This is a genomic window from Mesorhizobium sp. M6A.T.Cr.TU.014.01.1.1, assembly GCF_004022765.1.
GTDB lineage: Bacteria > Pseudomonadota > Alphaproteobacteria > Rhizobiales > Rhizobiaceae > Mesorhizobium > Mesorhizobium mediterraneum.
Map to the genome: position 1 here is coordinate 183,078 of NZ_RZPG01000006.1, position 25,453 is coordinate 208,530.

Sequence of the window (25,453 nt, forward strand, 5' to 3'; positions counted from 1 at the left end):
TTCCTTGAAAATGGTATCTAAAAAACAGATAACTCCCTGCGAGCGCCCGCAAGGTTTGGGTCGCGCTCTCTAGCGCTCAGGCCCAGTGACTGACCGTCCGTTTCTCAAAGCTCTCACGGAACTGGGCGGTGGTTTTGGGAAGGAGTTCGCCAGTCTCCCAATCGAGGATCACGGCATAGTGCCGAACCGCATCGAGCGTATCGATCTCGCCGGAGCGGTATTTGCGCGCGACCTCCTCAGGATCCATGCGTGCCCAGTCCTTCCGTTTCGCCCGGATGTCGGCACGGCAGGCTTCGGTAGCCATATCGTCGATTTCGTACTGGCACAGGTCGCGGTCGATTTCGCGGATCACCACGCCGTAGTCAATCTTGGCGCGCTCCAGAGAAACGTAGTCGTCGATCACGTCCTCCATCACCTTGCGGGGCTCGCGCTCCAGTGGATCGCCGAAACCGCCGCCGCCGGCCGTCGGACGAGCGAATTGGTCGCCTGTGTGGACGGAGTAATCGGAGAACACGGAGCCGAGCCAGATCTCGGTCTCTTCTCCCGCGCGCTTCATGGTCAAGCCGTGTGGCATCGACGGCAGGCCTCCTTCGACACCCCAGACGACAGCGCGCTCGCGGTCGCAAATATAGGACATGACGGCATTTTCAGCCTCAAGCAACAACGAGGTTTTCTGCACGCCGACGCCGCCCCGCCATGTGCCGGGCCCGGCTGAATCCTGCTTGATCTGGAACTCGACCGTCCGAGTCGGGTTCACCCGCTCGTTGCCTTCGTTGGGTTGCGACATCAGCCCGGTTCCGAAGCAGGCGGTGGTGACATCTGCACCATCCTTGCCGTTGCGCCCGCCCCAGCCACCGGGCAGCCATTCGTAGAACATGAAGATCGGCTTTTCGGGTTTGCGCGCGTCCCGTCCCCCGGCCAGCAGATATTCGAGGTTGAAGGCGCAGGCGATAGCGCGTTCGGGCATGATCTTCGACCACATCTCGAAGATCGCGTTCATGATCTTTTCGAACGGCATCAGGAACCCGGTCACCGCCACCGGCCATTCCGCGCTGACGATGCTGTTCTTTGGCGCGGTCACCTCGATCATCCGGTAAAACCCACTGTTGAGTGGAAGGTCCGGGAAGAAGGTCTTCATGCCGGCGACCACGGCCGAGAAGGTCGCGCCCGGCGCGGAATTGTACATCGAGGCAATGGTCGAATGGCTTCCCGTAAAATCGTAGTGGATCGTGTCGCCCTTGATCGTCATCTTGATGCGGATCGGGATCATGCCTTCGCCGGCACCGAGATCCCGGTCGATGTAGTCGACCGTCTCCCAGGTGCCGTCGGGCAGCTCCGCGAGACGCTTTCGCACGGCACGTTCGACGTAGTCCTGAACCTCCTCCATACCGCGCATGACCTGGCCGCGCCCGTACTTCTTGACCAGCCGCAACAGCTCGCGTTCGGCAGCCTGCGTCGCCTGCGCCTGGGAATGGATGTCGCCAATGATCGATGCCGGATCGCGCGTGTTGGCCGCAATCATGTTGGCAACGTCGGAGCAGAAGCGGCCGCGCTGGAAAAGGCGCAACGGCGTGATCCGCAGGCCTTCGCGGAACATGTCTCGGGCGGTGACGTCGAAGGAACCCGGCACCGAGCCGCCGAGATCCGACCAGTGTCCGTTCGACTGGGAGAAGCCGATCAGTTTGTCTTCGTCGAAGATCGGCCGGACGAGCCGAACATCGCTGAAATGCGTACCGCCGGCATAAGGATCGTTGATTGCGTAGACGTCGCCGGGTGCCATATCGCCTTCGAAGACTCGGATCACCTCCTTGCACGTGTTGTGAAGCGTGCCGACATGGACCGCGATGTCATAGTTGCCCTGGGCGACTGAGTTGCCATCGGCGTCGTGCAGGGCGTTCGAAAAGTCTCGGTTGTAGATGACGAAGGAATAGCAGGTGCGAAGCATCTGTTCGGCCATCTGGTCGACAGTGGTGATGAAGGAGTTCTTCAGCACCTCGAACGTTACCGGATCGAGGCCAGGGCTCGTTTCAATCAGCTTTGTCATGTCTCAGCCTTTCGTCACGATGAGAATGTTCAGGAAGCCATCGACGGTCGCGCTCATTCCCGGCGGAACCACGGTGGTGGAATCGAACTGTTCGACAATGGCGGGCCCTGTGAAGGCAGCGCCGGCGCTGAGTTGCTCACGCTCATACACGGCCGCGTCATGGGATGCGCCGTCGAACCAGACGCTGCGGCGGCCGACCGGATCTGGCTCATGCGGCGAGACTTCGTGCCGCGGAATCTCGGCTTTCGGAACGATGCCGATCGCCTTGACCGCGATGCGGAAGATCGACACCGGCGCCTCTTCGCGGCGGTAGTTGAACTCGCGTTCGTGCTCGTTGTGGAATGCCTCGATCAGCGAGCAGATGCTCTCGATCCGCGCCGGCGCTGACACCGCAAGCGAGCGCCACTGTCCCTGGTACATCATCTCGACCGTGCGCTGCAGCGCCATGTCTTCCCGCGCCACGCCCTCATGGGTCAGACGCTCAACGGCCTGTTCTTCCATCAGAACAAAGGCTGTCTGCATCTCGGCGGGCGAGACCGTCGAAGCATCGGCCATGAAGCTTTCGGAGAAATCGTGCTGCACGTCGACGAGAAGGCAACCGAGCGCGGAGGTGACGCCGGGATTGGGCGGCACGATCACGGTTGGAATCGAAAGCTCCTTCGCCACGGCAGCTCCGTGCAAGGCGCCTGCACCGCCGAATGCGACGAGCGCAAAGTCGCGCGGGTCATAGCCTCGGCTGATGGAGAGAAGCCGGACGGCATTGCCCATATTGGCGTTGGCGACGGCGATGATCGCCTCGGCCGCTTTGTGGATTTCCATGCCGAAGGGTGCCGCCACCGTCTCCTGCACCGCCTGGGCGGCCAAGGCGGGGTCGAGCGTGATCTTGCCGCCCGCAAGGCTGGTGCCGAGACGGCCGAGCACGACATTGGCGTCGGTGTTGGTGGCAGTGCGGTTGCCATTCTTGTAGCAGGCCGGACCTGGAAAAGCGCCGGCAGACTGCGGTCCGTTGCGTAAGCTGCCGCCTTCGTCCTGCCATGCCAACGACCCGCCGCCTGCACCGATGGTCAGCACCTCGATGGAGGGGAAGCGGATCGGATATCCGAATTCGATGTACCAGTCTTTTGTGATGCGCGACTCCCCGTTCCATGCGAGCGAGACGTCGGTGCTGGTACCGCCCATGTCGAAGCCGATCGAGTTCGGGAAGCCACAGAGATTTCCGATGAAGCGGCTTGCGATCGCGCCGGCAGCGATGCCCGATCCTGCGAGCCGAGCTGAGAAATCCCTGACGCTTGCGGGTGTCATGACCCCGCCACCGCTGTGCAGCAACAGGAGATCTCGCTTGTATCCGGCCGCGGCAAGCTTTTCTCCGAGACGCGACACGTAGTCGACGACGACCGGGGCGCAGACGGCGTTCGCCATGGTGGTGGAAAAACGCTCGTGCTCGAAGATTTCCGGCATCACTTCCGAGGAGATCGAGACCGGCAGATCCGGCATGGCTTCCTTCAGGATCTCACGCATGCGGCGCTCATTGGCGCCGTTGACATAGGAGTTCATGAAGCAGACGGCTATGGACTTGACCTGCCGTTTCACGAGAATTTCCGCGACGCGGCGCGCAGCCTCTTCGTCCAGCGCTTCCAGGATCGTGCCCTCGGCACTGACCCGTTCCCGGACTGTCAGCCGGTCGCGGCGCGGGATATAGGGCTTGGCGACATCCTTGTAGGTGTCCCAGAGGTCTTCCTTGTTGGCGCGACGGATCTCGACAACGTCACGGAAACCCTCGGTGCAGACCATTGCGGTGCGTGGCAGGCGGCGGGTGATCAGCGCATTGGTGGCAACCGTCGTGCCATGAGAGAACATCGTCACCTCGGAAAGATCGATGCGGCCCTGCTCCACGCCATTCATGATGGCCTGCATGGGATCGTCAGGCGTGGAGGCGGTCTTCTCGATGCGGATCGCGCCGCTGTCTTCATCCATGATACAGATGTCGGTGAAGGTCCCTCCGACATCGACGGCAACTCTTATTCGGCTCATGACAGTTCCTTCGTAGGGTCTTTGCGGGCAAAGCCCGGCTTTCGCCGCCCTTGCCGGGTGACGTCGTAACAAATGGTGGAATTGGCCCGGATTTCGTCGGGTCTAGTGCCGCTGTCTTGAGGTCGAAGCGCGGCCTGCCCGGTTCGCTGCTTCGCGACGGGTATCCGTCGGTGCGCAGCCGAATCGCGTCCGGTAGTGCTTGCAGAACTGAGACTGGTCGGCAAAGCCCCAGCGGTAAGCGATCTCGGCAACGGTGCTGATGTTGGTCACTGACATCAGCTCCTCGGAGCAAAGCTCAAGCCGGGCGTCGCGGATGAAGCCGTTGATCGACTGGTTGCTGTCTTGAAACAGAACCTGCAGGTAACGCAGGGAGATGCCGCAGGCATCAGCCACAGCCTGCGGGCCGAGGCCGGAATTCTTCAGGTTGTCGCGAATATACTGCTCGGCGCGATGCAAATGGCCGGCCCGGATCGACGAGATGCTGCTGTCCAGCACGCGATCGTCACTCACGATCGACAGGCACAGCATTTCCAGGATGTGCCTGCCCATCATCTCACGAGCGACTTCAGTGATCTCATCGACATGGCCGATCGTGGTTCGCACCGTGTCGAGAAAGAGCGCGGCGATGCCTTGGGTAGCGTCAAAACTGAGTGCACTGAGCCGTTCGGCAGATCCGATCCGTGCCCGAACGCTCGATGACGGCACCTTCAGGACCCACAGCGCGTTTGGCTTGCCGTGCCAGAATTCGTAAGGCGCATCTCCCCTCTCAAGGAGGAAGCCCCCCGGACCGCAATTGACGGTCCTCGATCCTTGCGAGAAATTCACCTCCGACATCTCCGGGATGGTGACGAGCAGGCTGGCGTCACGCTCGTTGAGGAAGTGGCGGCGATGGCGACGATAGCTTACAGCATCGCAGCGCATTTTAGACACGCTGACGAGCCCGAGAGAGAAGGTTTCCAGCGTGCCTGAAAATTCACGACGGTTCCGATACTCGGTGTCGAGCGGAAAATAGGCTTCGGTAACAGCGGCTTGCCAGGCATCACCGCCTGCGGGACCGCCGATCGTATCGACGACGTATTTCATTCCCCGACCTTTCTGTTTGGCCCGGTTGTCCCGGTGTTTTTCTGAAGATTACAGGAATTCGCCGGCGCGTATTGGTCAAAAACGAATAAACTTATGTGGTCGTTTGGCAGTTGGCTCGCTTTCGGCAGGTTCGCGTGGAGAGCAGCATCCCGGCCACGATCTTTCCACCTTGCATGACGACAACGCGGCTGGCGATTACCGACGCCACGCGAAGATCGTGGGCGATGAAAAGCATCGACAGGCCGATTGCGTCATAACCGATCCACTACGATGACGCGCACCTTGGCGGGCCCCGCTAAACGGGCGCCCTGGGCAACCTGGCGTTGCCCGGTTCGTCGACGTTCTGTTACAACGCAAGACAGCAGCAGTTTGGATCGGTGAAGGAGTGGTATTGCCTGGTGAACCGAAAGTCCGCGACGACTCTTCGCCAGCCCGCCTGATAGCAGCCATTCGACAATTGGTTGCGGATAGCATCGTCATCGAGGGCGGCGATTTCAAACCAGCAGATCGAGATTGGCTGCTCGAAGAAGAACTGTCTCTGGGCAATGTCGTGCCGGCGCGACGTCGTGAGTTTCGCGCCGGACGCATTTACGCAAGGCAGGCATTGCGGGGCCTGGGCATTCCTGAAAGCGTCATCCCGATTGGACACGATCGGGCGCCGGTCTGGCCGACAGGTATTGTCGGTTCAATCTCTCATACCCGAAGCCTGTGCGCTGTCGCCGTCGGATTGTCCGCCGATTGCCTCGGCATCGGAATCGACATCGAGGAAGATTCTCCGCTTTCCGACGACCTGACAAAACTGGTGTCGCTTGCTTCGGAATTGAAAGAGCGGGACGTGATCGAAGGGCGCCTAGGCTACGACCTGCCAAAGCTTCTGTTCGTGATAAAGGAAGCCTTCTACAAAATGCATTTCCCGCTCAACCGGGGCTTTTTGACGTTTCATGATGTTCGTATCGAACTGGATGTGGAGAACGCCAAAGCCATGGTCATTCGATCAAGCCGCCTGGCGGCGGCCGACAATGGCTGCTTTGAAGGCCGCTTCGGCAACAGCGATGGAACCTTGTTCTCGTGTTTTGACGTCTCTGCGCATTGACAGCCACGCAGCCAGCCAGCACTCAGTGAACCCGGCATGGGCTCTATTCCTAATCAACCTCGATCCCGGAGCGGTATCTGATGGACACTATACGTGGCCATGTGGACCGGCATGCCGGACACAATCCGCAATCGGTGGCCGTTCTGGCCGCGGGACGCCCACCCCTCACCTATGAAGGGCTGGGGCGCCAGATCCACTATGTCGGCGAAAAGCTGGCGCTGGAAGCTGTCGGGCCAACGGGCCGCGTCGCGCTCATCCTGCCCGAAGGAGCGGAAGCAGCGGTTGCGATCGTGGCGGTGGCAGCCAATGCGGCATGCGCTCCGCTGAACCCGGCATGGCCCGCGTCTGAGCTTGAAGCGCAGCTCAGCGCGCTAGGTGCCCAAGTCCTGATCGTGCCGCACGGCTGGGAATCGCCGTTGCTCGCCTTGGCGGCGTCCCTGAACATACGGATCCTGCAACTCGTTTCGCAGCCCGATGCGGCGGCCGGGACCTTCTCGCTGACAGCCGCTGGTCGAGGGCATCGCGGTGACCAGCCGTTGGCAGCGCCTGACGACGCCGCACTGCTCTTGTTCACATCGGGCACGTCGGCGCGGCCCAAGCTGGTACCGCTGACACATCGAAACCTTTGCGTTTCGGCGCGCAACATTTGCTCGGCGGTGGATCTCCGGCACACCGACCGGTGCTTGGGCATGATGCCCCTGTTTCATATCCATGGCATCAGCAGCCTTTTGTCATCGCTGGTATGCGGAGGCTCTTACATCAGCGTGGAGGGCTTTTCCGCCGACCGCTTCTTTAGCTGTCTCAGCGACCTCAAGCCGACCTGGTATACGGCTTCCCCGGCCATGCATCGCACGATCCTCGATCAGATCCGTCTCTGCCGCGAAGACCCGCGCCAGAGCGGATTGCGCTTCATTCGCTCGGCTTCGGCGCCAATGCCGCCACAGCTGATCGCGGATATCGAAAGCGCGTTCGGCGTACCGTTTGTCGAAGCCTACGGGATGACCGAGGCGGCGCCGCAGATTGCGAGCAATCGCCTTCCGCCGTTCGAACGCAAGCCAGGCTCCGTGGGCAAGGCTGCCGGTCCAGAAATTGCCATTATGGATGAAGCCGGACGTCTGTTGCCGCCCGGCGGGAGTGGCGAGGTGGTCATTCGCGGCCCAAATGTCATGCACGATTATGATGATCGCACTGACAACCAAGCCGCTTTCATCGATGGCTGGCTGCGGACAGGCGACATAGGCCACCTCGATGCCGAAGGTTATCTGTTCGTCACCGGCCGCCTGAAGGATATCATCAATCACGGCGGCGAAAAGATCTCGCCGCGGCTGGTGGAGCAGATCCTGCTCCAGCATGCCGCGATCGGACAGGCGGTTGTTTTTGGCGTTCCCCACCCGGTGCTCGGCGAGACGGTCGCCGCAGCGGTCGTGCTCAAGGCGGGGCAGAAACAATTTACGCCGGTTCAGCAGATCCGCGGCTTTGTCGCCGAGCGGCTGGCACGCTCGAAGGTGCCGCAGTGGATCGTTGTGGTGGATGAGATCCCCGCCGATTCCAGCGGAAAGGTCAATCGCAAACATCTGGCCCTGACGCTCGATCCGCAACAACAGGAGGCTCAACGCGATCCGCCACAGACTGGCAAAGTGATTGCCCGAACCGCCACTGAGCGCCGGGTGGCGGCGGTTTTTGCCGAAGTTCTGGGAATCGAACCGCCCGGCATTCATGACGATTTCCTCGACCTGGGCGGTCATTCACTTATCGCCATGCAGGTTCTCGCCAGGTTGCAGGAGATATTCCAGGTTACGTTGCCGATCGATTGCATGTTTGAACGCCCGACCACTGCGCGACTTTCGGAGCGCATCGGCGAGCAGATGGCCGATCTCGTAGCGGATGGCAGAGCGCGACTGGAGCAAGGATCGACGACTTCTACGCAGGCCACGAAACACATCCCCCGGCGGCAAGGAGGAACGCTCGCACGGCTCTCCTCCGTGCAAAAGCGCGTCTATTTTCTTGATCGGATGGGTGCCGGCGGCGCCTACAATATGTCGGCCTCGCTCTGGCTGACAGGCCCGCTCGACGAGCGCGCATTGGCGCTGTGCCTCGACGAAATTCGCCGACGTCACGACATCCTGCGCACGACCTTTCACATGCGCGAGGGCGGACCAGTGCAAGTGGTTTCCGAATTTCAGGAAACCAGGCTGGTGATGATTGATCTGTCCGGCCACAAGGCGGACGCACGAACCGCCGAGGCAAGGCACCTCGCCAGCCAGGACGCTGGCGAACCGTTCGACCTGGCGCAAGGTCCCCTATTTCGCGCCAAGCTGATCCGGCTGACATCCGACGAGCACGTCCTGCTTCTGACGATGCACCACATCGTTTCCGACGGCTGGTCGATCGGCGTCCTCTACACCGAGTTGAGGCAACTGTACGAAGCATTTCATGACGACAGGGCGTCGCCGCTCGACGACTTGCCGCTTCAGTACGGCGACTTCGCAGCCTGGCAGCAGCACGGCGTCGAGGCCGGCGAATTCGAGCGCCAGACCGGTTACTGGATCCGGCAGCTCAACCAGATGCCGCCGGCCTTCACGCTTCCGACGGACCGCCCTCGCCCGGCCATTCAATCCTATCGCGGCGGCACCATACAGGCCCTGATCAACCGTCAAACGACGGATCGACTGAAGGCGCTGGGTCAAAGCCATAACGCGACCGTGTTCATGACGTTTCTGGCGGCCTTCAAGACATTGCTCCACCGCTACAACGGGCAAGACGATTGCGCCGTCGGCGTGCCGATCGCAAACCGCCCGAGCAAGGAGTTGGAGCCGCTGATCGGGTTCTTCGCCAACACGCTGGTTTTGCGAACGCCGCTTGCGGGCGACCCATCATTCCTGGAATTGCTCGGCCGCGTCCGGTCGACGGCGCTTGACGCCTACGCGCACCAGGATGTTCCTCTCGAGCGCATCGTTGAACAGTTGAATATCCCGCGCGATCCCCGCCACGCGCCATTGTTCCAAGTCATGTTCGCGTTTCAGAACATCCCGGGGTTGCCAGGCTCGGTCTTGCCCGCTCAGTCGGCAACTGATCACGTGGCGGGACCTTGCTTCGATCTCGCGCAAGGTCTCTCAGCGCAACCTGTGCGCATCGACAAGGTGACGGCGAAGTTCGACCTCACTCTGTACCTGTCGGAAACCCCGGAAGGGATGTCCGCGACTTGGCAATTCAACGCTGATCTGTACGAGCCGGCCACGATCGACCGGCTGGCACGGCATTTCCAGACCTTGCTCGAAAGCATAGGAAGCGATCCCGGGCAAAGACTGTCGGAACTGTCCCTGTTGCCTGAGGTCGACCGCCGCCAGATCGAAATCGACTGGAACCACACCGAAGCCAGCGAATTGCTGGGGCAGGATTATGTCCAGCTGTTCGAGGCGCAGGTCGAGCGAACACCTGATGCCACAGCCGTGCTGGGCGGGGACCGGCAGTTCACTTATCGGGAGCTCAACGAGCGAGCCAGCCGGTTCGCGCGGTATTTTCGCAGCCGCGGCGTTGCCCGCGAGACATTGACAGCGATCTGCCTGCCGAGGTCTGCCGAGATGCTGGCGGTGCTGCTCGGGGTGTGGAAGGCCGGCGGTGCGTTTCTGCCCCTCGACCCCGAACATCCGTCCGAACGTATTGCTTTTATGCTGCGTGACGCCGGCGTGAGCTTGCTCATCACCGAGACATCGCTGCTGCCAAAATTCCCCTCCACGTTTCAGTCGATGGCCATCGACAGCTCCGACCACACCCGAACCATCTGCATCGACGCCTGCCATGCTTCCCTAGCGCTGCAGGACAGTCACAACGTTGGCACCATCCCTGCGTCCGACGCGCTTGCCTACGTGATCTACACGTCAGGCTCCACAGGCAAACCCAAAGGCGCGATGATCACGCAGGCGAATGTCGGCCACTATGCGCAGGCGATGGTCCGCGCTGTCGCAATCCGTCCGGACGACATCTACCTGCACACGGCTTCGTTCTCGTTTTCCTCCTCGATACGGCAGTTTGCCGTTCCGCTCTCCTGCGGTGCGGCCGTGGCCGTTGCTTCTGCCGAGGAACTCCGCGATCCGCATTTGCTGTTCGAGATGGTACGCCACCAGCGCGTATCAGTGCTGGACCTTGTTCCATCATTCTCGGCCGTCTGCCTGCAGGTCTTGATGTCGCTCGATCAACCCGTGCGGGCAAGCTTGCTCGACAATCAGCTACGGCTCGTGCTTTCAGCCAGCGAGCCCTTGCCCAGCGCCTTGATCGAAAAATGGCGGCACCTCTGCAGACCCGGGACAAGATTCGTCAATATGTTCGGCCAGACCGAGACGACAGGGATCGTGATGATCTATCCCGTCCCGGCCGAGGGCGGCGCGGCGAAGGTCGTCCCGATCGGTCGGCCGATTGCCAATACGCAGGCCTATGTGCTGGACACGTCCCGCCGCCCGGTGCCGGTTGGCATCGGCGGTCACTTGTATGTCGGCGGCGCCGGTATAGGAGCCGGCTACATCAATCATCCGGAGCATACGGCGAAGAACTTCGTCCGAAATCCGTTCAGCCCGCATGACGGCGCGCGGCTCCATCGAACCGGCGATCTGGCCCGATACCGGCCTGACGGGACGATCGAAATTCTCGGCCGCGCCGACGAACAGGTGAAGATTCGCGGTTTCCGTATCGAACTGGGCGAGATCGAGGCTGCGATTCACACACACCAGGACGTGCGCGAATGTGTCGTCGGCGTGGTGGAGGATGCTGCCGCAGACGATAATATCGGCGATCGCAAACGTCTGGTGGCCTTCGTTGCGGCCAATGAGCAGCATGATGCGCCAGTGCCTGCTCTGTCCGGGCGCCTGCGCGAATTTCTGAAGCAGCAGCTCCCGGAATACATGCTGCCGCAACGCATCGTCATGCTGCAGCGCTTGCCTCGCACGTCGAACGGAAAAGTCGACCGACGGGCACTGCTCACCAAGGAGGCGCAGACGGCTCGGTCAACTGTCGCGACGCATCCCTCCAGCCGGGTCGATCTGCGCGTGGTCGCGCCAACCGATGACGAGACGATCCTGACGGGGGTCTGGAAAAAGGTGTTGCGGCTCGATGAGGTTGGGCTACACGACAACTTCTTCGACCTAGGCGGCAATTCCATCCTGAGCATCAATGTTGTTGTCGAAGCCAGCAGGGCCGGTCTGCACGTCGATCTGCGTCAGCTCTATCAGCATCAGACGATCACCGATCTGGCTCGCGCAGTCGCCCAGGCGCGGCATGACATCGGGCCAACCGTCGCGGCTGCACCGGCATCGAGCGGAAATGGCGGGAAAATTCTGGTGACGATTGAAAGCCTTCGCGCCTACGGTCGCGAAGCGCTGACACGGGCTGGATTGAGCCTCAAGGGTGCGGAAATCGTCGCGGAAGTCCAACTCGAGGCGAGCCTGCGCGGACAGCCGACGCACGACATGGTCAGCATTCCGCGTTATGCCGTGCGGATTGCCTCGGGCAAGATCAACGCCGATCCTCAAATACGGATCGAGCACGAGACCACCACCATCGCGCGGATCGATGGCGACAACGGCCCGGGCCAGTGGGTCAGCACGGTGGCGATGGACCTCGCCATTCAAAAGGCGGGCAGGCACGGCGTTGGAATTGTCGGCGTCCGCCGCTCCAACCATTTCGGCGCCGCCGGCCACTATGTCTGGCAGGCAGCGAAGAACGGTCTCATCGGGCTCTGCACGACCAACGGACCGCTGATCCTGGCACCGACGGGCGGGGTCACGCCGACATTCGGCAACAATCCGCTCGGTGTCGGCATTCCGGCAGGGCGACATTTCCCTATCCTTCTCGACGTCGCCATGAGCGTCGCGCCTCGCGGCAAGATCGGCCTGTCCGTGGCGGAAGGCAGTCCGTTGCCGCCGGGCTGGATTCTCGACCGGTCGGGGCGCCCTTCGACCGATCTCGGCGATCTCGCCGCAGGGCTTGGCGTGCCGATCGGCGGACACAAGGGATATGGCCTGGCCCTGGTGATGGAGGTGCTTGCGGGCGTGCTCAGCGGCGCGGGTTTTGGCAGCGATCACCATCAGGACAGATTGCGCGAGAGCGCCCAGGCGCCCGACTACGGCCATTTCTTCATGGCGCTGGATCCACAGCGATTCATGCCGGCGTCGGAATTCACCGAGCGCGTCGACCGCCTGATCGAGCAGACCAGGAACGGCGAACGTGCCGAAGGCGCCACCGAAATCCTGATCCCCGGCGAAATGGAATTGCGCGCCCGCGAGGAGAGCCTGAGGGAAGGTGTGCGGTTGCGCTCATCAACTTACAGGGCTCTCGTCGCCTATGGACGGAAGGCAAAGCTCGACGCCGAACTGAGTGCCGTGACCGAAAACCAGCTTGCAGAGGGCCATGGCTGAACACTTGCACGATCCCGCGCCCGATCTGAATGGTCGCATGATGGCGTTCGACCGGGCCGAGCTGGAGCAGACCATCCCGGCGCGTTTCGACACAGTGGTCCGCAGGTATGGCTCGCACGTGGCGATTGGCGGCGACCGGCATCGATGGACATACGACGACGTTGAACGACGCTCCAATCAGCTGGCCCGGGCAATCCTCGAGCACACGCAGCCCGGGCGCGGATGCGTCGCCTATCTTGTCGACCATTCGCCGGACATGGTGATCTGCGCGCTGACGGCGCTCAAGGCGGCAAAGGCATTCCTTTGCGTCCATCCTGGTATGCCGCTTGCAGCACAGCGCGACATACTCAGCGATGCGGCGCCGGATCTGCTGCTTACCGATGCGTCTCACGCGCCTGCCGCGCATGACCTTGTCGATGACCACAGGCGGGTTCTCCTGCTTGAGGACATCGACGCGCGTTATTCGGCTGATGCGTTGCATATTCCGATGGACCCGGGTGACCCGGCCGCAATCTTCTACACCTCTGGAAGCACCGGGCGGCCGAAAGGGGTCGTGAAAAGCCATCGCACCGTGCTGCATCGGGCCTGGCTTTGTGCCCGGTATGACGGGGTGAACTCCACAGACCGGCAGTCCCTCCTGACATATTGCAGTTTCGCCTCATCGGAGGCGGACGTCTTCGGCGCGCTTCTCAACGGAGCCACGCTGGAACTCTACGATGCTGCATCGGGTGGTCTCGGTGGTCTCGGGGCGTGGATTGATAAGCGTCGCGTAACCTTACTGCACCCTCCGGTGATGTTGTTTCGCAAGTATCTGTCGATGCTCGCGGGCTCGGGCCTGCATCCATCGGTACGCTTGGTGGCGCTGGCGGGTCAAACGGTCGTTGCCTCGGACGTCGAGCAATGGCGCCATCACTTCGCGACGTCCTGTGCCTTGCGCCATCGCTTCTCTTCCACCGAAGCCGGTCACATCGCGGTGGCTTCGGTAGCTCCGGGCGAGTTGCTCGCGCCAGGCACGGTACCGGCGCCGCGACCAGTCGCAGACAAGTCTCTCCTGGTCGTCGATGAAGATGGCCAGCCGGTCGAACAGGGAGGCGTCGGCGAACTCGTCGTCCGCAGCGCTTTCCTGGCAGACGGTTATTGGCGGCAGGCGTCCGAAACGGCAAAGCATTTCGGCACCGACCTCAATTTTCCCGATCAGCGTGTGTTTCACACCGGCGATATCGGGCGTTTATCGAGCAACGGTCTTGAATTCCTCGGACGGCGCGACGACCAGGTCAAGATTCGCGGGTATCGCGTTGAAACGCGGGAAATCGAGCAGGCTTTCCTGCTGCTTCCAATGGTGAATGAAGTCGCGGTCATCACCGAACTTCGCCAGGATACGCACTCCCTTGCCGCCTTCGTCGTGATAAAACAGGGAGCCTTGTTTCAGACTGACGCATTAAGGGCCAGCTTGAGGTCGATCCTCCCACAGTGGAAAATTCCGGGCCGAATCCACGCGATCGAGTCGTTGCCGCTGACGCCAACCGGCAAGATAGACAGGCTGCTTCTGCAGCAATATTTGCAGGCACCTAGTGGCCCCACCAACAACGGCCAGACCGCGCAATCGTCCGACAGGAAAGTGAACGGGCCAACTGCAAAACTGATCAAGAGATGGAAAGGGCTTTTTGCCTGGGCTGGTATTCGGTGAAAGGCGAGCGACCATTCAGGATCGGCATACCTGCTACGTCTCTCGATCAAAGGAACAGCGCCCGCTTGGTCGCTGCGATGAGTCCTTGTTAGCCGCACAGGCTGTGAGTTAAAAGCACGCAAGCATTCGATGTACCGCCACGCTTCCCAAAAGGCGGACGATCATCGATCCAGGGGGCTTGCCGATGAACGTGCGGCCAATTATCCAGCCTATCCGTGCGATACCGAGCGACGGTCCCGCGCATGTTATTGCCGGCATCTTCGCCACGGAACTGCAAATTCCGACCGCGGACATCGACGATAGTTTCTTCGATCTCGGGGGCGATTCGCTGACCGCCGAAACTCTCGTTCTTGCCGTCCAAAACCGGTTCGGCATCAAGCTCCAGACTTCGGTCCTGCTGGCGGCGCCGACGCCGCGTGAATTTGGCAGGCTGGTCGCGTCCTTGACGCCAACCCACCCCGCACGGCAACTCATTGTGCCGGTATCCGGCGGTTCCGGCCATGAGCCGATCGCAATGATCCACGGCATTTCGGGATCGGCGCTGTTCGCCAATCGCTTCGGAAAGCGCCTCAAGGAGAAATACGCGGTGATGGCCGTGCGCGGCATGGGTCTTGAGCCCGGCGAAACACCGTATTCCAATCTGGACGAAATAAGCGCCAACTATTTTGAAGGCCTGACCTCAGTGACAGGCCGACACCCACATATAATCGGCGGCATCTGCCTTGGCGGTTTGCTTGCGATCGAGGTCGGGCGCCTCACCTATGAAGTGACTGGCGAGCGGCCTGCGCTGCTGCTCATCGATCCGCCGCCGCTCGGTTCGGCCTGGCTGAAGCCGATACCGGACGACCGCATGACCGCCAGCAGGCGGCGCCAGATCACGCGCAAGGTCGTCTATTGGCGCCTGCTTCGCGACGGCTTGCATGCCGCTGGGCTGGGACAAACGCGCATCGGGCGTCACACCCGGCAGAAAGCATTCAAGAGCGCCCTCGTCCGCGCCGCTGCCGGATTCTCGCCTTCGTCTTACCCCTGCGATATCCTGGTTCTCGCCAGTTCGGAATGGAGCGCCGCAACGGTGGAGCAATACAGGGGCTGGGCGTCTGAAAAAACCAGGATAAAAACCGTTGTCGTCCCGGGCACGCACGACAAGTTTCGCGAAGCCAACATGGAGGCGATCGACGACGAGATCATCGCATTCCTCGCGGCCAGAGATGTTGCCGTGATGCGCGAACCCGCCTCGCTATAGCATCGCGGGGGATCAGCGCCCAAGCCTTCCCGATGACAAGCCTTCCCGATGAAAGGATGGAAGGATTCGAAGGTCCGCGAGACGGGCTGCAGCTGCCCGGCGACGGTGTGGAAACCGACCAGCGCCATTTCAAGCCTCAACAACTACGAGATGGAGAAGCGCGGCGAATTTCCCGCGTCGTTTCAATGTGCCAATCGACATGCAACTTACGCCTGCGCGCGGCGAGGCGCACTCTACGGGACAACGAAATTCCTGCCTGCAGCGAACAGGTCGCGACCGCCAACGCTCACTTTGCCGCGTCGGATGCACTCGAATCAACCGAGCGTCCCGTCGTCAGGCCATCACAATTTGGAACGCCCTGAAGCCGGCAAAGAGCTGGCGTTAACCACCGTCACTTTTCGCTCAGCGGAGCGCAAGGACGAAAGTGCGTCCTGGGAAATGCCCTCGTCGGTGATCACCTCGTCGATTTCGGAAATATCCGAAAGCGTGCAGAAACCAGGTGCGGTGAACTTCGAGCTGTCGACGAGCAGGATCGTCTTGCGGGCGGAAGAGATCATGGCGCGCTTGAGCGACGCCACCTCGAGCGAGGTTTCCGTCAGCAGCGTGCCCGTGACGGCCGAAGCGCCGGTCATGCAGAGGTCGGCATGAAGCGTTCTGATGAAACTCTCGCCCGGCTCACCGGCAAGGTGCCGATAGCCAGGACGGACAGTGCCGCCCGGCAGGATGATGCGCCAGGATTTGATGTCGGCCGCGAAATCGGCGATCTGGAGACTGTTCGTCACCACGGTCAGCGGCAAATCCCGCTCGGCGGCGGCGCGCACCACCTCCATGACGGTCGAGGAACTGTCGAAGATGACGCTGTCGCGAGCACTCAGGCGCTGCGCGGCCTCGCGCCCGATCGCTACCTTCTCGGCGTGCTGCAGTTCCGCATTGACGGTCATCTCGCGTTCGAAGGTGGCGCGCATCGGCTGCAGCAAATGTGCGCCACCGTGGGTGCGTTCGAGATACCCCTTTTCCACCAGGTGTTCGAGATCGCGCCTTACCGTTGATTGCGATCCGCCAATCGTGTCGGCGAGCTCCTGGATGCTGGCCGCCCCGCTGACCCGCAGGTGCTCCAGGATGAGAGCCCGCCGCTTGGCGGGAAGCATCTCGACGCGTCTGCTTGGAGAGTCCATGCTTCACCCGCTCGGTAGCCGACGGCGACGGATTTCAGGCCAGATCGTTCAATCTCTACCAAATCGTATAGCCGCAATCCACAACCACAACCGCGCCGGTCATAGCGCTCGCAGCATCCGAGGCAAGGAAGAGGATGGAAGCGGCAATCTCGTCGGGGCGCGCAACGCGCTTCATCGGCGTCATCTCCATCCACACCGGCATCAGCTTGTTGTCAGTGAAGCCGCCGCGCGACATGACAGTATCGACATAGGTCGGCGCGACACAGTTTATCCTCACGCCGCGCTCGGCCCATTCTCCGGCAAGGCTGCGTGTCATGTGGTGAACGGCGGCCTTTGCGGTGTTGTAGTGCACCTGACGCTGCGGCTTGTTGGAAATCAATCCGGACATGGAACCCAGCGTGACGATCGCGCCACGGCCACGTTCGAGCATGGGTCTTGCGAATTCCCGGCATGACCAATAGGCGCCATTCAGGTCGACGTCGATCACCTTCAGCCATACGTCGTCGCTCATATCCTCCCCGCCTGTGTCGGGCCAGGCGATCCCCGCATTGGCGATCAGGATATCGACCGCGCCGTGACGCTCATTGGCAGATCGAGCGGCTGCGGCAACGGCCTTGGAATCGGTTACGTCGAGCTGTACCGCTTCGACCTGGTGGCCCTTCCGCTTTAGCTCGTCACGCCCCGCCTCCAACACCTGAGGATCCATGTCCGATATGGTAACCCGTGCGCCAGCCTCCGCGAGCGCTTCGGCCGTCGACAGGCCGATGCCGCGGCCGCCGCCGGTGATGAAGGCAGTTTTACCGTCAAGTCGGAACCGTTCGAGAAACATGGAATTTGTCCTTCAGGCGCGTTGGAGTGCGGGACCGGCGTCGGCGTGGCGGTGTTGTCCGAGGATGAGCAGACAGCCTGCGGTGAAGCTGTCACCCAGGCCGAGCGTCGTCACTGGCTTCTCCAAGTAGGGAGAAGCGCAGGCAACGAAGGTCCAGCGTCCCTTGCGGACGGGCGTTTCGAAAGGAAGTGGATGGAATTCGGCCGTCGGTGCGATCGCGATGGTTCGCGCGGGTTCTCCATTCGCCGCCCTGGCGCTGGCGATAGCGCAGCCTGCCATCAGTGCGCGTTCCTCTTCCTTTGGATCGTTCAAGGTTGCGGCGGCGGCCCATGTATCGGCATGCACGCACACCCGCTCGAGATCGAGACGCTCGCCTAGCGCCACAAGAGCCTCCATGGGATGGTGGGCGGACGGGCTCATGGCGAGCAGTTCGGAATGGCTCATTCCGAGCGAGGTGATCGCACCGCGGGAATGGGAAAAAAGCTCCTCGACTGCCTGCTGCGTGGCATAGCCCGCCAGCTCGAAATGGATCGTCTTGAGGCCGGCTGCCTTCCAGTCGCGGCTGAGAGCGAAGACGTGCCGGCTGGCGGCGCCGACATTCTCCACCGCCTCGTCGTTCAGCCCGGCAAGAAGCCCGGCTGCGGCTGACGGCGCCAGCCGGCGCGACATGGTCTCGAAATCCTGGTCATGCTGAATTCCGCGGTCGCAGAAGCGCACGATGACACGTGAGGAGCGGGTCGGCACGACGGCGCCGATCGCGCGGCCGGCGGTGAATTCGAAGATGAAGATTTCCGGGATGTGCGGACCAGCCGGGGACACTGCATCCGGCGTCTTGAGCGTCCCGCTTTCCGCCAGCAGAACGCCGGCCGGTATCAACCGCAGCATTGCCGCGTGACGATCCTCGATGGCGACCAGGGAGCGGACCCCAAGTTGCCCTAGCACCCAAGCCGCCTGAGGACCGGTTCCGCCCAGTGCATAGCGCAGCGGCAAGCGCTCGCGCAGCCACGCCGGGCCTTCCGGCCAGTCGAACCGCACCTCGCCGCCCACCCCGCGCGCGGCACGCGAAAGAAGAAGATCGGCGAGTTGCGCCGCAGGGCTGCCGTTCGGTGCGCCCAGAAGCGGCTGCATGTCGTGCATCTCGACCCGCGCATCGATGCATGCGCTGATGCCGCACAGGAACAGGCCCGCCCACGAAAGGGCATCCGCGCCAAGCGAACCGGACCGCGGATCGATCAGGGCGCGATAGCGTTCTGCGCACGATGCGACGAAACCATCCCTCACGGCCGCGCTCCTCCTCACCTCTGCCGACACTGCCAATTGCTATCATTATCTTCCACAGCGTCAATGCAATTCTGTAGTTTCGCGCCGGAATTGCGCAGAAATGGCGTTGCGGAGCCGCTCATGGGGCATCGCAGCACGCAATTCGTGCAAATGCTCAGAGTGCGCCATTCGTTGGGGCTTCTGAATATTTTATAATGAAAACAATGTGTTAATTCTAGGCAAATCCTAACTTATGGCAGATGAATGAGATTGGCGCGCCGCCACGTGCCCTCATCACGCAAATTAGAAAGATTTAGGTAGCTATTGACAGATTGTGAGAAATATCTGCCTATGACGTTGGAACGGCGAAGCAAGAGCGCGGCAACAGAGCCGCCCAAAATGTCCACCGAGGAACAACTATGGTCACGAGACTCGACAGGAAGCTGGCAAACATTCGCGCCGGCCGCTACAAGCCGACCGATTTCGTCATTGCCGATGCCAAGGACAGCGACGTTGGCGCCGGCGTGACCGCTACAGGCTTCGACTATTCGGTCAAGCCGCCGCGCCGCCGTAGCCGCCAGGAGTTCATCGCCCAGATCGAGGAGATCATCAAACAGGACATCGTCGACATCATGCTGGTGTCGCAGTCCAACCTTGATCTTCTCGACGAGCGTGGCGCTTTCTTCGGCAGTGAGATGAAACCGGCGATCCGCGGCAATCTGGAAACGATGTGCTGGGGCGCCGTGCGTCACGGCGTCTATACCCAGAAGCCGTCGGCGCCATTCCGCGATGCCAATCTTTCGCGCGCTATCGCCAACTATCCGACGCGCGGCACGGACCTTGCTCTCTATTCAGTTTCCTTCAGCAACGATGTCGAACTCGACATCCGCACGTTGAATGCCTTTGCCGAGTTCCGCGCCGAGGCGGCTCGGACCAACTTCAAATATTTCTACGAGGTCTTCAATCCAAGCGTCGATATCGGTCTCAGCAGCGAGCAAATCGGCGAATTCGTCAACGACAACATCATCAAGTCATTGGCGAGCGTGCCGAAGGCCGAGCGTCCGCTGTTCCTGAAGACACCGTATAACGGGCCGAAGGCGATGGAAGAACTCGCCAATTTCGATTCCGAGTTGATCGTCGGCGTGCTCGGCGGCGGGGCTGGCACCACCCGCGACACGTTCGAGCTCGTCGCCCAGTCGCAGCGCTATGGCGCTCGCCTGGCGCTCTTCGGCCGCAAGATCAACCTCGCCGAGGCGCCGCTTCACCTCATCGTTTTGATGCGGGCGGTTGCTGACGGCACAATTGGCCCGGAGGAAGCCGTGCGCGCCTATCACGGCGACCTGCAGAAGCTCGGCCTGACGCCAAACCGCCCGCTCGCGGAGGACCGGGTGATCACGGAAGACGTGTTGACGGTCGCAGCCGCCAAGGCCGCCTGACGCCGGAACTGGTGAGCGGCGCATGCAAAACGCTGTCGGTTAGGAAAGCGACCCTCCAATGGGTCATTGCGCCCGCGAGTAGGAGGCTCGCGACGCTCACTACGTGGTAGAAAAAGGGAGGAATACTATGAGGAAGATGCTGTTTCTTGCGACGACGATCCTCGCCGCCGCTCTTTCTGCTTCGGCGAATGCCGAGCAGAAAGAGGTGACCGTCTGGTCATGGTTCGTGCAGAGCACGATGAACAAGTCCATCGCCGCCTTCGAGAAGGCACATCCGGACGTCAAAGTGAAATATACCTATTACAACTATTCGCCCGAATACATCACCGCCCTGAAGGCGGCGGCGGCGTCCGGGAGCCTGCCTGACGTGATCGGCCTGCAGCCGGGATCGCTCACCCAACAATATCGCGAAAATCTTGAAGCGGTGAACGAGCGCGCCGCCAAGCAGTGGGGCGACAAGTGGGCGGAAAAGATCTTCCCGGTCAACCGCAAGCAGATGCTGATGGGCAATCCGAAGGGCGACGAAAATTATTACATCATCCCCCAGGAATCCCAGGTTCTGTGCATCTGGTACAACCGCAAGGTCTTCGAAAAGCTCAATCTTTCGGCACCAAAGACCTATGACGAGTTGAAAGCTGCGGCCAAGGCGCTGACCGACAACGGCTATATTCCGATGTTCCAGGGCGCGGCCGACGGCTGGCAGAACGAGAACGTTTTCCTCATGCTCGCCAACCAGTTCTCGCCGGGCATCGTCGACAAGGCCCAGGCGGGCGAAACGCCCTGGACAGCACCGGAACTCGTCGAGGCGATGAAGGTCTGGAAAGGCCTTTTCGACGACGGCATCTTCCAACAGGGAGCGCTTGGGGCGCATGCCTATCCGACGGGCGCTCAGCTCTTTGCACAGGGCAGGGTCGGCATGATGGCGCTCGGCTCCTGGTGGATGCAGGAAAGCAAGTTCCCTCCCCCACTGTCCGAGTTTGTCCAGAACATGGACGGCTTCGACTTTTTTTATCTGCCTCCTGTCAAGGACGGCAATCCAGCGAGCCCGCCCGTCGGCGGCATCGACATCGGCTACGGCCTGACCAAGAATGGTGGCAAGAACCCCGAAGCCTGGACTTTTCTTGCCGAACTCACCAACGGCGTTGGCCTTCAGGAGGCGTTGAATGACCTCAACGACCTCCCGGCGTTCGAGGGCTATTCGCCGAAGGGCGACATTACCGATCACGTGAAGGAGATGTCGGCCCGCTTCATGGCAGACCTGCCCAAGGCGGAAAACCAGCGCTTTGCCTCGCCGGCAGTCGCCGAGGCGCTCGACAATGCGCTTGCCGGCGTCGCGGCTGGCAGCATCGAGCCGGAAGCAGCGCTCGCCACCGTGCAGGCGGCGACCGAGAAGGCACTTGCTGCAAAGTAACCTGGGACGAACGACCGGGCGCAGACGCGCCCGGTCGCTTTCATTCTGAAATGGCAAGCATCATGAGCACAGAAGCTATGCGAGCCGGATCCACCATCGCGAAGGTCGGGCGGCGATCGGCATCCAGAGCTTCGCGGCTCTATCTTTTCGTGCTTCCGGCGACGCTTCTGTTTGTCGTCTTCATCGCCTATCCGATTCTCTGGGTCGCCGGGCAGAGCCTCTATGTCGGCACAAGCGCCGGAGCGGTCTTTGCCGGACTTGCCAACTACAGGACGGTTCTCGGCGATCCGACCTTCTGGACCGTGGTGCGCAACATGTTTCTGTGGGGCGTCATCACCATACCGGTGCAGATGCTGATCGGCGGGCTGCTCGCCTATTTCATCGAGCGCCATACCCACGCCCTTCGCGGCTTCTTTCGCACCATGTTCTTCCTGCCCGTGGTGACCTCGGTTTCGGTCATCAGCCTGGTTTGGGTGCAAATTTACGCGCCCTACTATGGCATTGCCCAGGAGTATTTGAAGCGCGTCGGCATCGTCATGGCGACGTCACCGATCGGCGACCCGGAGACGGCGATCTATGCGCTGATCATCGTCAACATCTGGCAATGGACCGGCTTCTCGATGCTCATGTACATCGCCGGCATCGCCAACCTGCCGAGCGAAGTGCTCGATGCCGCCCGCATAGACGGAGCGAAGGGCTGGCGGCTTGCCGTGCATGTGATCGTGCCGATGCTTGCCCCTGCAACGAAATCCCTGCTGCTCCTGGGCGTTATCGGCACATTGCAGACCTTCCCCATCGTGCACCTGATGACCGGCGGCGGACCGAACCGGGCCAGCGAGGTCTTCGGCACATTCATCTTCAAGCAGAGCTTCGTGCTGGGCGACACAGGCAGCGGGGCCGCGCTCTCCGTCATCGTGCTGGTCATCGCGCTCACCCTCTCGCTGATCCAGATCGCAGCGCTGGGCGCCCGCCTGACGCCCGCGGCAAGGCAGCATCCGTGATGATGCCCCTCACCCGCCTCCGAATCCGCGGCATGCTCATCCATGCCGTCCTCTTCATCGTGCTCGGCTTCTGGATGGTGCCCCAGATCTACATGCTGTCGATCGGGCTGCGCACCCCGGCTCAGGCCTTCGACGCAGAGCTCTTCACCTGGCCGGTGACCTTCGACAACTTCGTCACCGTCATTCGCGACAATCCGCTGGGCGCCATTTTTCTGAACAGCCTGATCATCACGGTTGCGACAGTGGTGATCGTGGTCGCGGTCTCCTCGCTGTTCGCCTTCGCCTGCGCAATCCTGAGGCTGAAGGGCTCGATCTTCCTCTACACCACGCTGCTCACGACCTTGATGGTTCCGCTCGCCTCCATGGTCCTGCCGCTCGCCATCCTCCTTCAGAATTTCGGCTGGGTGAACACCTATATCGGACTCATCCTGCCCTACGCGGCGCTCGGCGTGCCGTTTGCCATGGTCATCCTCAAGTCCTTCATGGAAGATGCCCCGCGTGAACTCTTCGAGGCGGCGCGGGTAGATGGCTGCAACGCCTGGCAAACCTATTGGCACGTGGCCTTGCCGCTGGTGCGGCCGGCCCTGGTCTTCGTCACGATCTGGCAGTTCATCGTGACGTGGAACGAGTTCTTCCTCGCCCTCATCGTTCTCACTAAGAGCGAGATGAAGACGCTCACCATCGTGCCCATGCAGTACTCCGGCCTCTATATGGCCAATCCCGGCGCCCTCTTCGCAATCCTTACGCTCATCGCACTTCCCCTCATCCTCCTTTATGTGCTGGTGCAGCGCGCCTTCGTGCGGGGCCTGCTCGCCGGTGCGGTCAAAGGCTAGACCCATGGCAACGCTTTCGATCGACAAAGTCACCAAGGCCTTCGGCAATACGACCGTCATTCCGGAACTGTCGCTGACAATCGAGGACGGCGAGTTCTGCGTCCTGGTGGGACCGTCGGGCTGCGGCAAGTCCACACTGCTTCGGATCATCGCCGGGCTGGAGCCGATCAGCTCCGGCCGTATCCTGATCGATGGCGCGGATATGAGCGGTGCCGAGCCACCGGCAAGAGGCGTGGCCATGGTGTTCCAGTCCTACGCGCTCTATCCGCACATGGATGTCGGCCGCAACATCGGTTTCGGCCTGAAGATCGCACGGACGCCCGCCGCCGAAATCGTTGAACGCGTAAGGCGTGCTGCCGAGAAACTGCGGCTCGGTTCCTATCTCAAGCGCAAGCCACGAGAGCTTTCCGGCGGACAGCGCCAGCGTGTCGCGATCGGCCGCGCCATGACACGCAAGCCTAAACTCTTCTTGCTCGATGAGCCACTTTCCAATCTCGACGCGGCATTGCGTGTCGGCATGCGGGTGGAGATCGCGCGGCTGAAGGCTGAACTGGCATCCACCATGGTCTACGTCACGCACGATCAGGTGGAAGCCATGACGCTTGCCGACCGCATCGTGGTGATGAATGGCGGGCGCATCGAACAGGTCGGCACACCGCTCGAGCTTTACCATCGGCCAGCCAATTTGTTCGTTGCCGGATTCATTGGTTCGCCGGCGATGAATTTCCTGAACGGCAAGGTTGCTGCCATTCGCGAGATGGTCGTGACCGTGGCTCTTTCCTGGGGACCGGTACTAGACATTCCGGTCGAGCGGCATGTCGAGCCCGGCGATCGCGTTACGCTGGGCATTCGGCCGGAACATGTCGTGCTTGCGGGCCACGGACAGGCCGATGCCCATGTCGTGCAGGCTTCCATGGTCGAACTGCTTGGCAGCGACACATTCATACATGCCAATGAACGCGAGGAAAGCCTGATCATTCGTGACAGCCGAGGCCGGATCGTGCGGGCGGGCGAACGCATCGCAATCACGCTGCCGGCTGACGTCTGCCACCTTTTCAACGAGGCCGGAGACAGAATTTCCAATGCAGCCGCCGCGCATGCGGAACGCGTCCTGCTCAAGGAGCGTGTCAACTGATCGGGCTGCCGCGACACAAGCTTAAAACTTCAAACAGGGGCTAAGAGGAAATCATGACGGATTTTCAGGGAAGAAAGATTCTGGTGACGGGCGGCAGCGGCGGCATCGGCGGCGCCACCGTTCGGCACCTGGCGCGGGCGAACGCCGACGTGATTGCTGCCGGACGCTCCCGCGAAGCGCTTGATGCGATCGCAAAGGAGACGGGCTGCCGCACTGTGACCTTCGACCTTGCCTCGGAAGACGAGATTCGCGGCGCTCTCGAAGGGCTCGACCTCTGGGGAGTGGTCAATTGCGGCGGTTTCGGCGGCGAGATCGCGACGCCGATGGATACAGACATCGCCATTTTCGACAAGGTCATCACCATCAATGCGCGTGGTGCGCTATTGGTCACCAAATATGCAACGCAGCAGATGGTCCGCATCGGCAAGGGCGGGGCGATCGTCAATGTCTCCAGCCAGGCGGCGCTGGTCGCGCTCGAGGGGCACATTTCCTACGGCTCTTCGAAGGCTGCGCTCGAAAACATCACGCGCTGTTCGGCTTTGGAGTTGGGCAAATACGGAATCCGCGTCAACAGCGTCAATCCGACCGTGGTCATGACCCCAATCTCGTCCGGCCACTGGAGCCAGCCGCATGTCGCCGAACCCTTCCTGAAACAGATGCCGCTCGGCCGGTGGGCAACAGAGGACGAAATCGCCGGCCCGATCGTGTTCCTGCTCAGCGATACGGCCTCGATGATCACCGGCGTGTCGCCCCCCATCGATGGCGGCTATCCCTGCCGATGAGGC

At 61.5% G+C, this 25,453-nt stretch carries 16 protein-coding genes and 1 pseudogene; 10 read left to right on the forward strand and 7 right to left on the reverse strand.

Going from position 1 to position 25,453, the window contains the following annotated elements; all coding sequences use genetic code 11:
• Window positions 1–76: 76 nt before the first annotated feature.
• The 4 genes and pseudogenes from EN885_RS09205 to EN885_RS34140 all read right to left on the reverse strand — a co-directional run.
• Window positions 77–2,044: a hydantoinase B/oxoprolinase family protein gene (locus EN885_RS09205; protein WP_128241281.1), complete on the reverse strand. Its 1,968-nt coding sequence runs from the start codon at window positions 2,042–2,044 to the stop codon at window positions 77–79.
• A gap of 3 nt (window positions 2,045–2,047) precedes the next feature.
• Window positions 2,048–4,075, reverse strand: coding sequence for a hydantoinase/oxoprolinase family protein (locus EN885_RS09210; RefSeq protein WP_128241282.1), 2,028 nt, complete (start codon window positions 4,073–4,075; stop codon window positions 2,048–2,050).
• 102 nt (window positions 4,076–4,177) lie between these two features.
• Window positions 4,178–5,158: a helix-turn-helix domain-containing protein gene (locus tag EN885_RS09215; protein WP_128241283.1), complete on the reverse strand. Its 981-nt coding sequence runs from the start codon at window positions 5,156–5,158 to the stop codon at window positions 4,178–4,180.
• A gap of 154 nt (window positions 5,159–5,312) precedes the next feature.
• Window positions 5,313–5,402: pseudogene (locus EN885_RS34140) on the reverse strand (ABC transporter ATP-binding protein); the annotation flags it as partial.
• A gap of 147 nt (window positions 5,403–5,549) precedes the next feature.
• Between EN885_RS34140 and EN885_RS09225 the strand changes: the two are divergent.
• From EN885_RS09225 to EN885_RS09240, 4 genes are all read left to right on the forward strand, one after another.
• Window positions 5,550–6,251 carry a 4'-phosphopantetheinyl transferase superfamily protein gene (locus EN885_RS09225; RefSeq protein ID WP_164897809.1) on the forward strand — a complete coding sequence of 234 codons (702 nt, stop codon included), beginning with the start codon at window positions 5,550–5,552 and terminating at the stop codon, window positions 6,249–6,251.
• A gap of 80 nt (window positions 6,252–6,331) precedes the next feature.
• Window positions 6,332–12,658 carry a non-ribosomal peptide synthetase gene (locus EN885_RS09230; protein WP_128241285.1) on the forward strand — a complete coding sequence of 2,109 codons (6,327 nt, stop codon included), beginning with the start codon at window positions 6,332–6,334 and terminating at the stop codon, window positions 12,656–12,658.
• Window positions 12,651–14,345, forward strand: coding sequence for an AMP-binding protein (locus EN885_RS09235; RefSeq protein WP_128241286.1), 1,695 nt, complete (start codon window positions 12,651–12,653; stop codon window positions 14,343–14,345). Before EN885_RS09230 ends, EN885_RS09235 begins: the two co-directional genes overlap by 8 nt.
• 184 nt (window positions 14,346–14,529) lie before the next feature.
• Entirely contained in the window at window positions 14,530–15,588 is a 1,059-nt protein-coding gene (locus tag EN885_RS09240) for an alpha/beta fold hydrolase (RefSeq protein ID WP_128241287.1), read from the forward strand.
• 341 nt (window positions 15,589–15,929) lie between these two features.
• On the opposite strand, the gene EN885_RS09245 is transcribed toward EN885_RS09240, so the two are convergent.
• The 3 genes from EN885_RS09245 to EN885_RS09255 are packed head-to-tail and all read right to left on the reverse strand — an operon-like array spanning window position 15,930 to window position 18,873.
• On the reverse strand, window positions 15,930–16,763 hold the full coding sequence (locus EN885_RS09245; protein WP_128241288.1) for a DeoR/GlpR family DNA-binding transcription regulator: 834 nt from the start codon (window positions 16,761–16,763) through the stop codon (window positions 15,930–15,932).
• 55 nt (window positions 16,764–16,818) lie between these two features.
• Complete coding sequence (locus EN885_RS09250) at window positions 16,819–17,592, reverse strand: SDR family oxidoreductase (RefSeq protein WP_095483647.1); 774 nt, start codon at window positions 17,590–17,592, stop codon at window positions 16,819–16,821.
• A gap of 12 nt (window positions 17,593–17,604) precedes the next feature.
• Window positions 17,605–18,873, reverse strand: coding sequence for an ADP-dependent glucokinase/phosphofructokinase (locus EN885_RS09255; protein WP_128241289.1), 1,269 nt, complete (start codon window positions 18,871–18,873; stop codon window positions 17,605–17,607).
• A 398-nt stretch (window positions 18,874–19,271) separates the two neighbouring features.
• Between EN885_RS09255 and EN885_RS09260 the strand changes: the two genes are divergently transcribed.
• From EN885_RS09260 to EN885_RS09285, 6 genes are all read left to right on the forward strand, one after another.
• Window positions 19,272–20,288, forward strand: a complete 1,017-nt coding sequence (locus EN885_RS09260) for a hypothetical protein (RefSeq protein WP_128241290.1) — start codon at window positions 19,272–19,274, stop codon at window positions 20,286–20,288.
• 127 nt (window positions 20,289–20,415) lie between these two features.
• A complete protein-coding gene (locus tag EN885_RS09265) occupies window positions 20,416–21,699 on the forward strand; it encodes an extracellular solute-binding protein (RefSeq protein WP_128241291.1) in 1,284 nt (427 codons plus the stop codon).
• A 62-nt stretch (window positions 21,700–21,761) separates the two neighbouring features.
• Window positions 21,762–22,700 (forward strand): sugar ABC transporter permease, encoded by a 939-nt coding sequence (locus EN885_RS09270; RefSeq protein WP_095483991.1) that lies wholly within the window; start codon window positions 21,762–21,764, stop codon window positions 22,698–22,700.
• Window positions 22,700–23,533, forward strand: coding sequence for a carbohydrate ABC transporter permease (locus EN885_RS09275; protein WP_095483643.1), 834 nt, complete (start codon window positions 22,700–22,702; stop codon window positions 23,531–23,533). The genes EN885_RS09270 and EN885_RS09275 overlap by 1 nt, the downstream gene beginning before the upstream one ends.
• Window positions 23,534–23,537: 4 nt before the next feature.
• Window positions 23,538–24,668, forward strand: coding sequence for a sn-glycerol-3-phosphate ABC transporter ATP-binding protein UgpC (gene ugpC / locus EN885_RS09280; protein ID WP_095483642.1), 1,131 nt, complete (start codon window positions 23,538–23,540; stop codon window positions 24,666–24,668).
• A gap of 53 nt (window positions 24,669–24,721) precedes the next feature.
• Window positions 24,722–25,450, forward strand: coding sequence for an SDR family oxidoreductase (locus EN885_RS09285; RefSeq protein WP_128335168.1), 729 nt, complete (start codon window positions 24,722–24,724; stop codon window positions 25,448–25,450).
• Window positions 25,451–25,453: the final 3 nt, after the last annotated feature.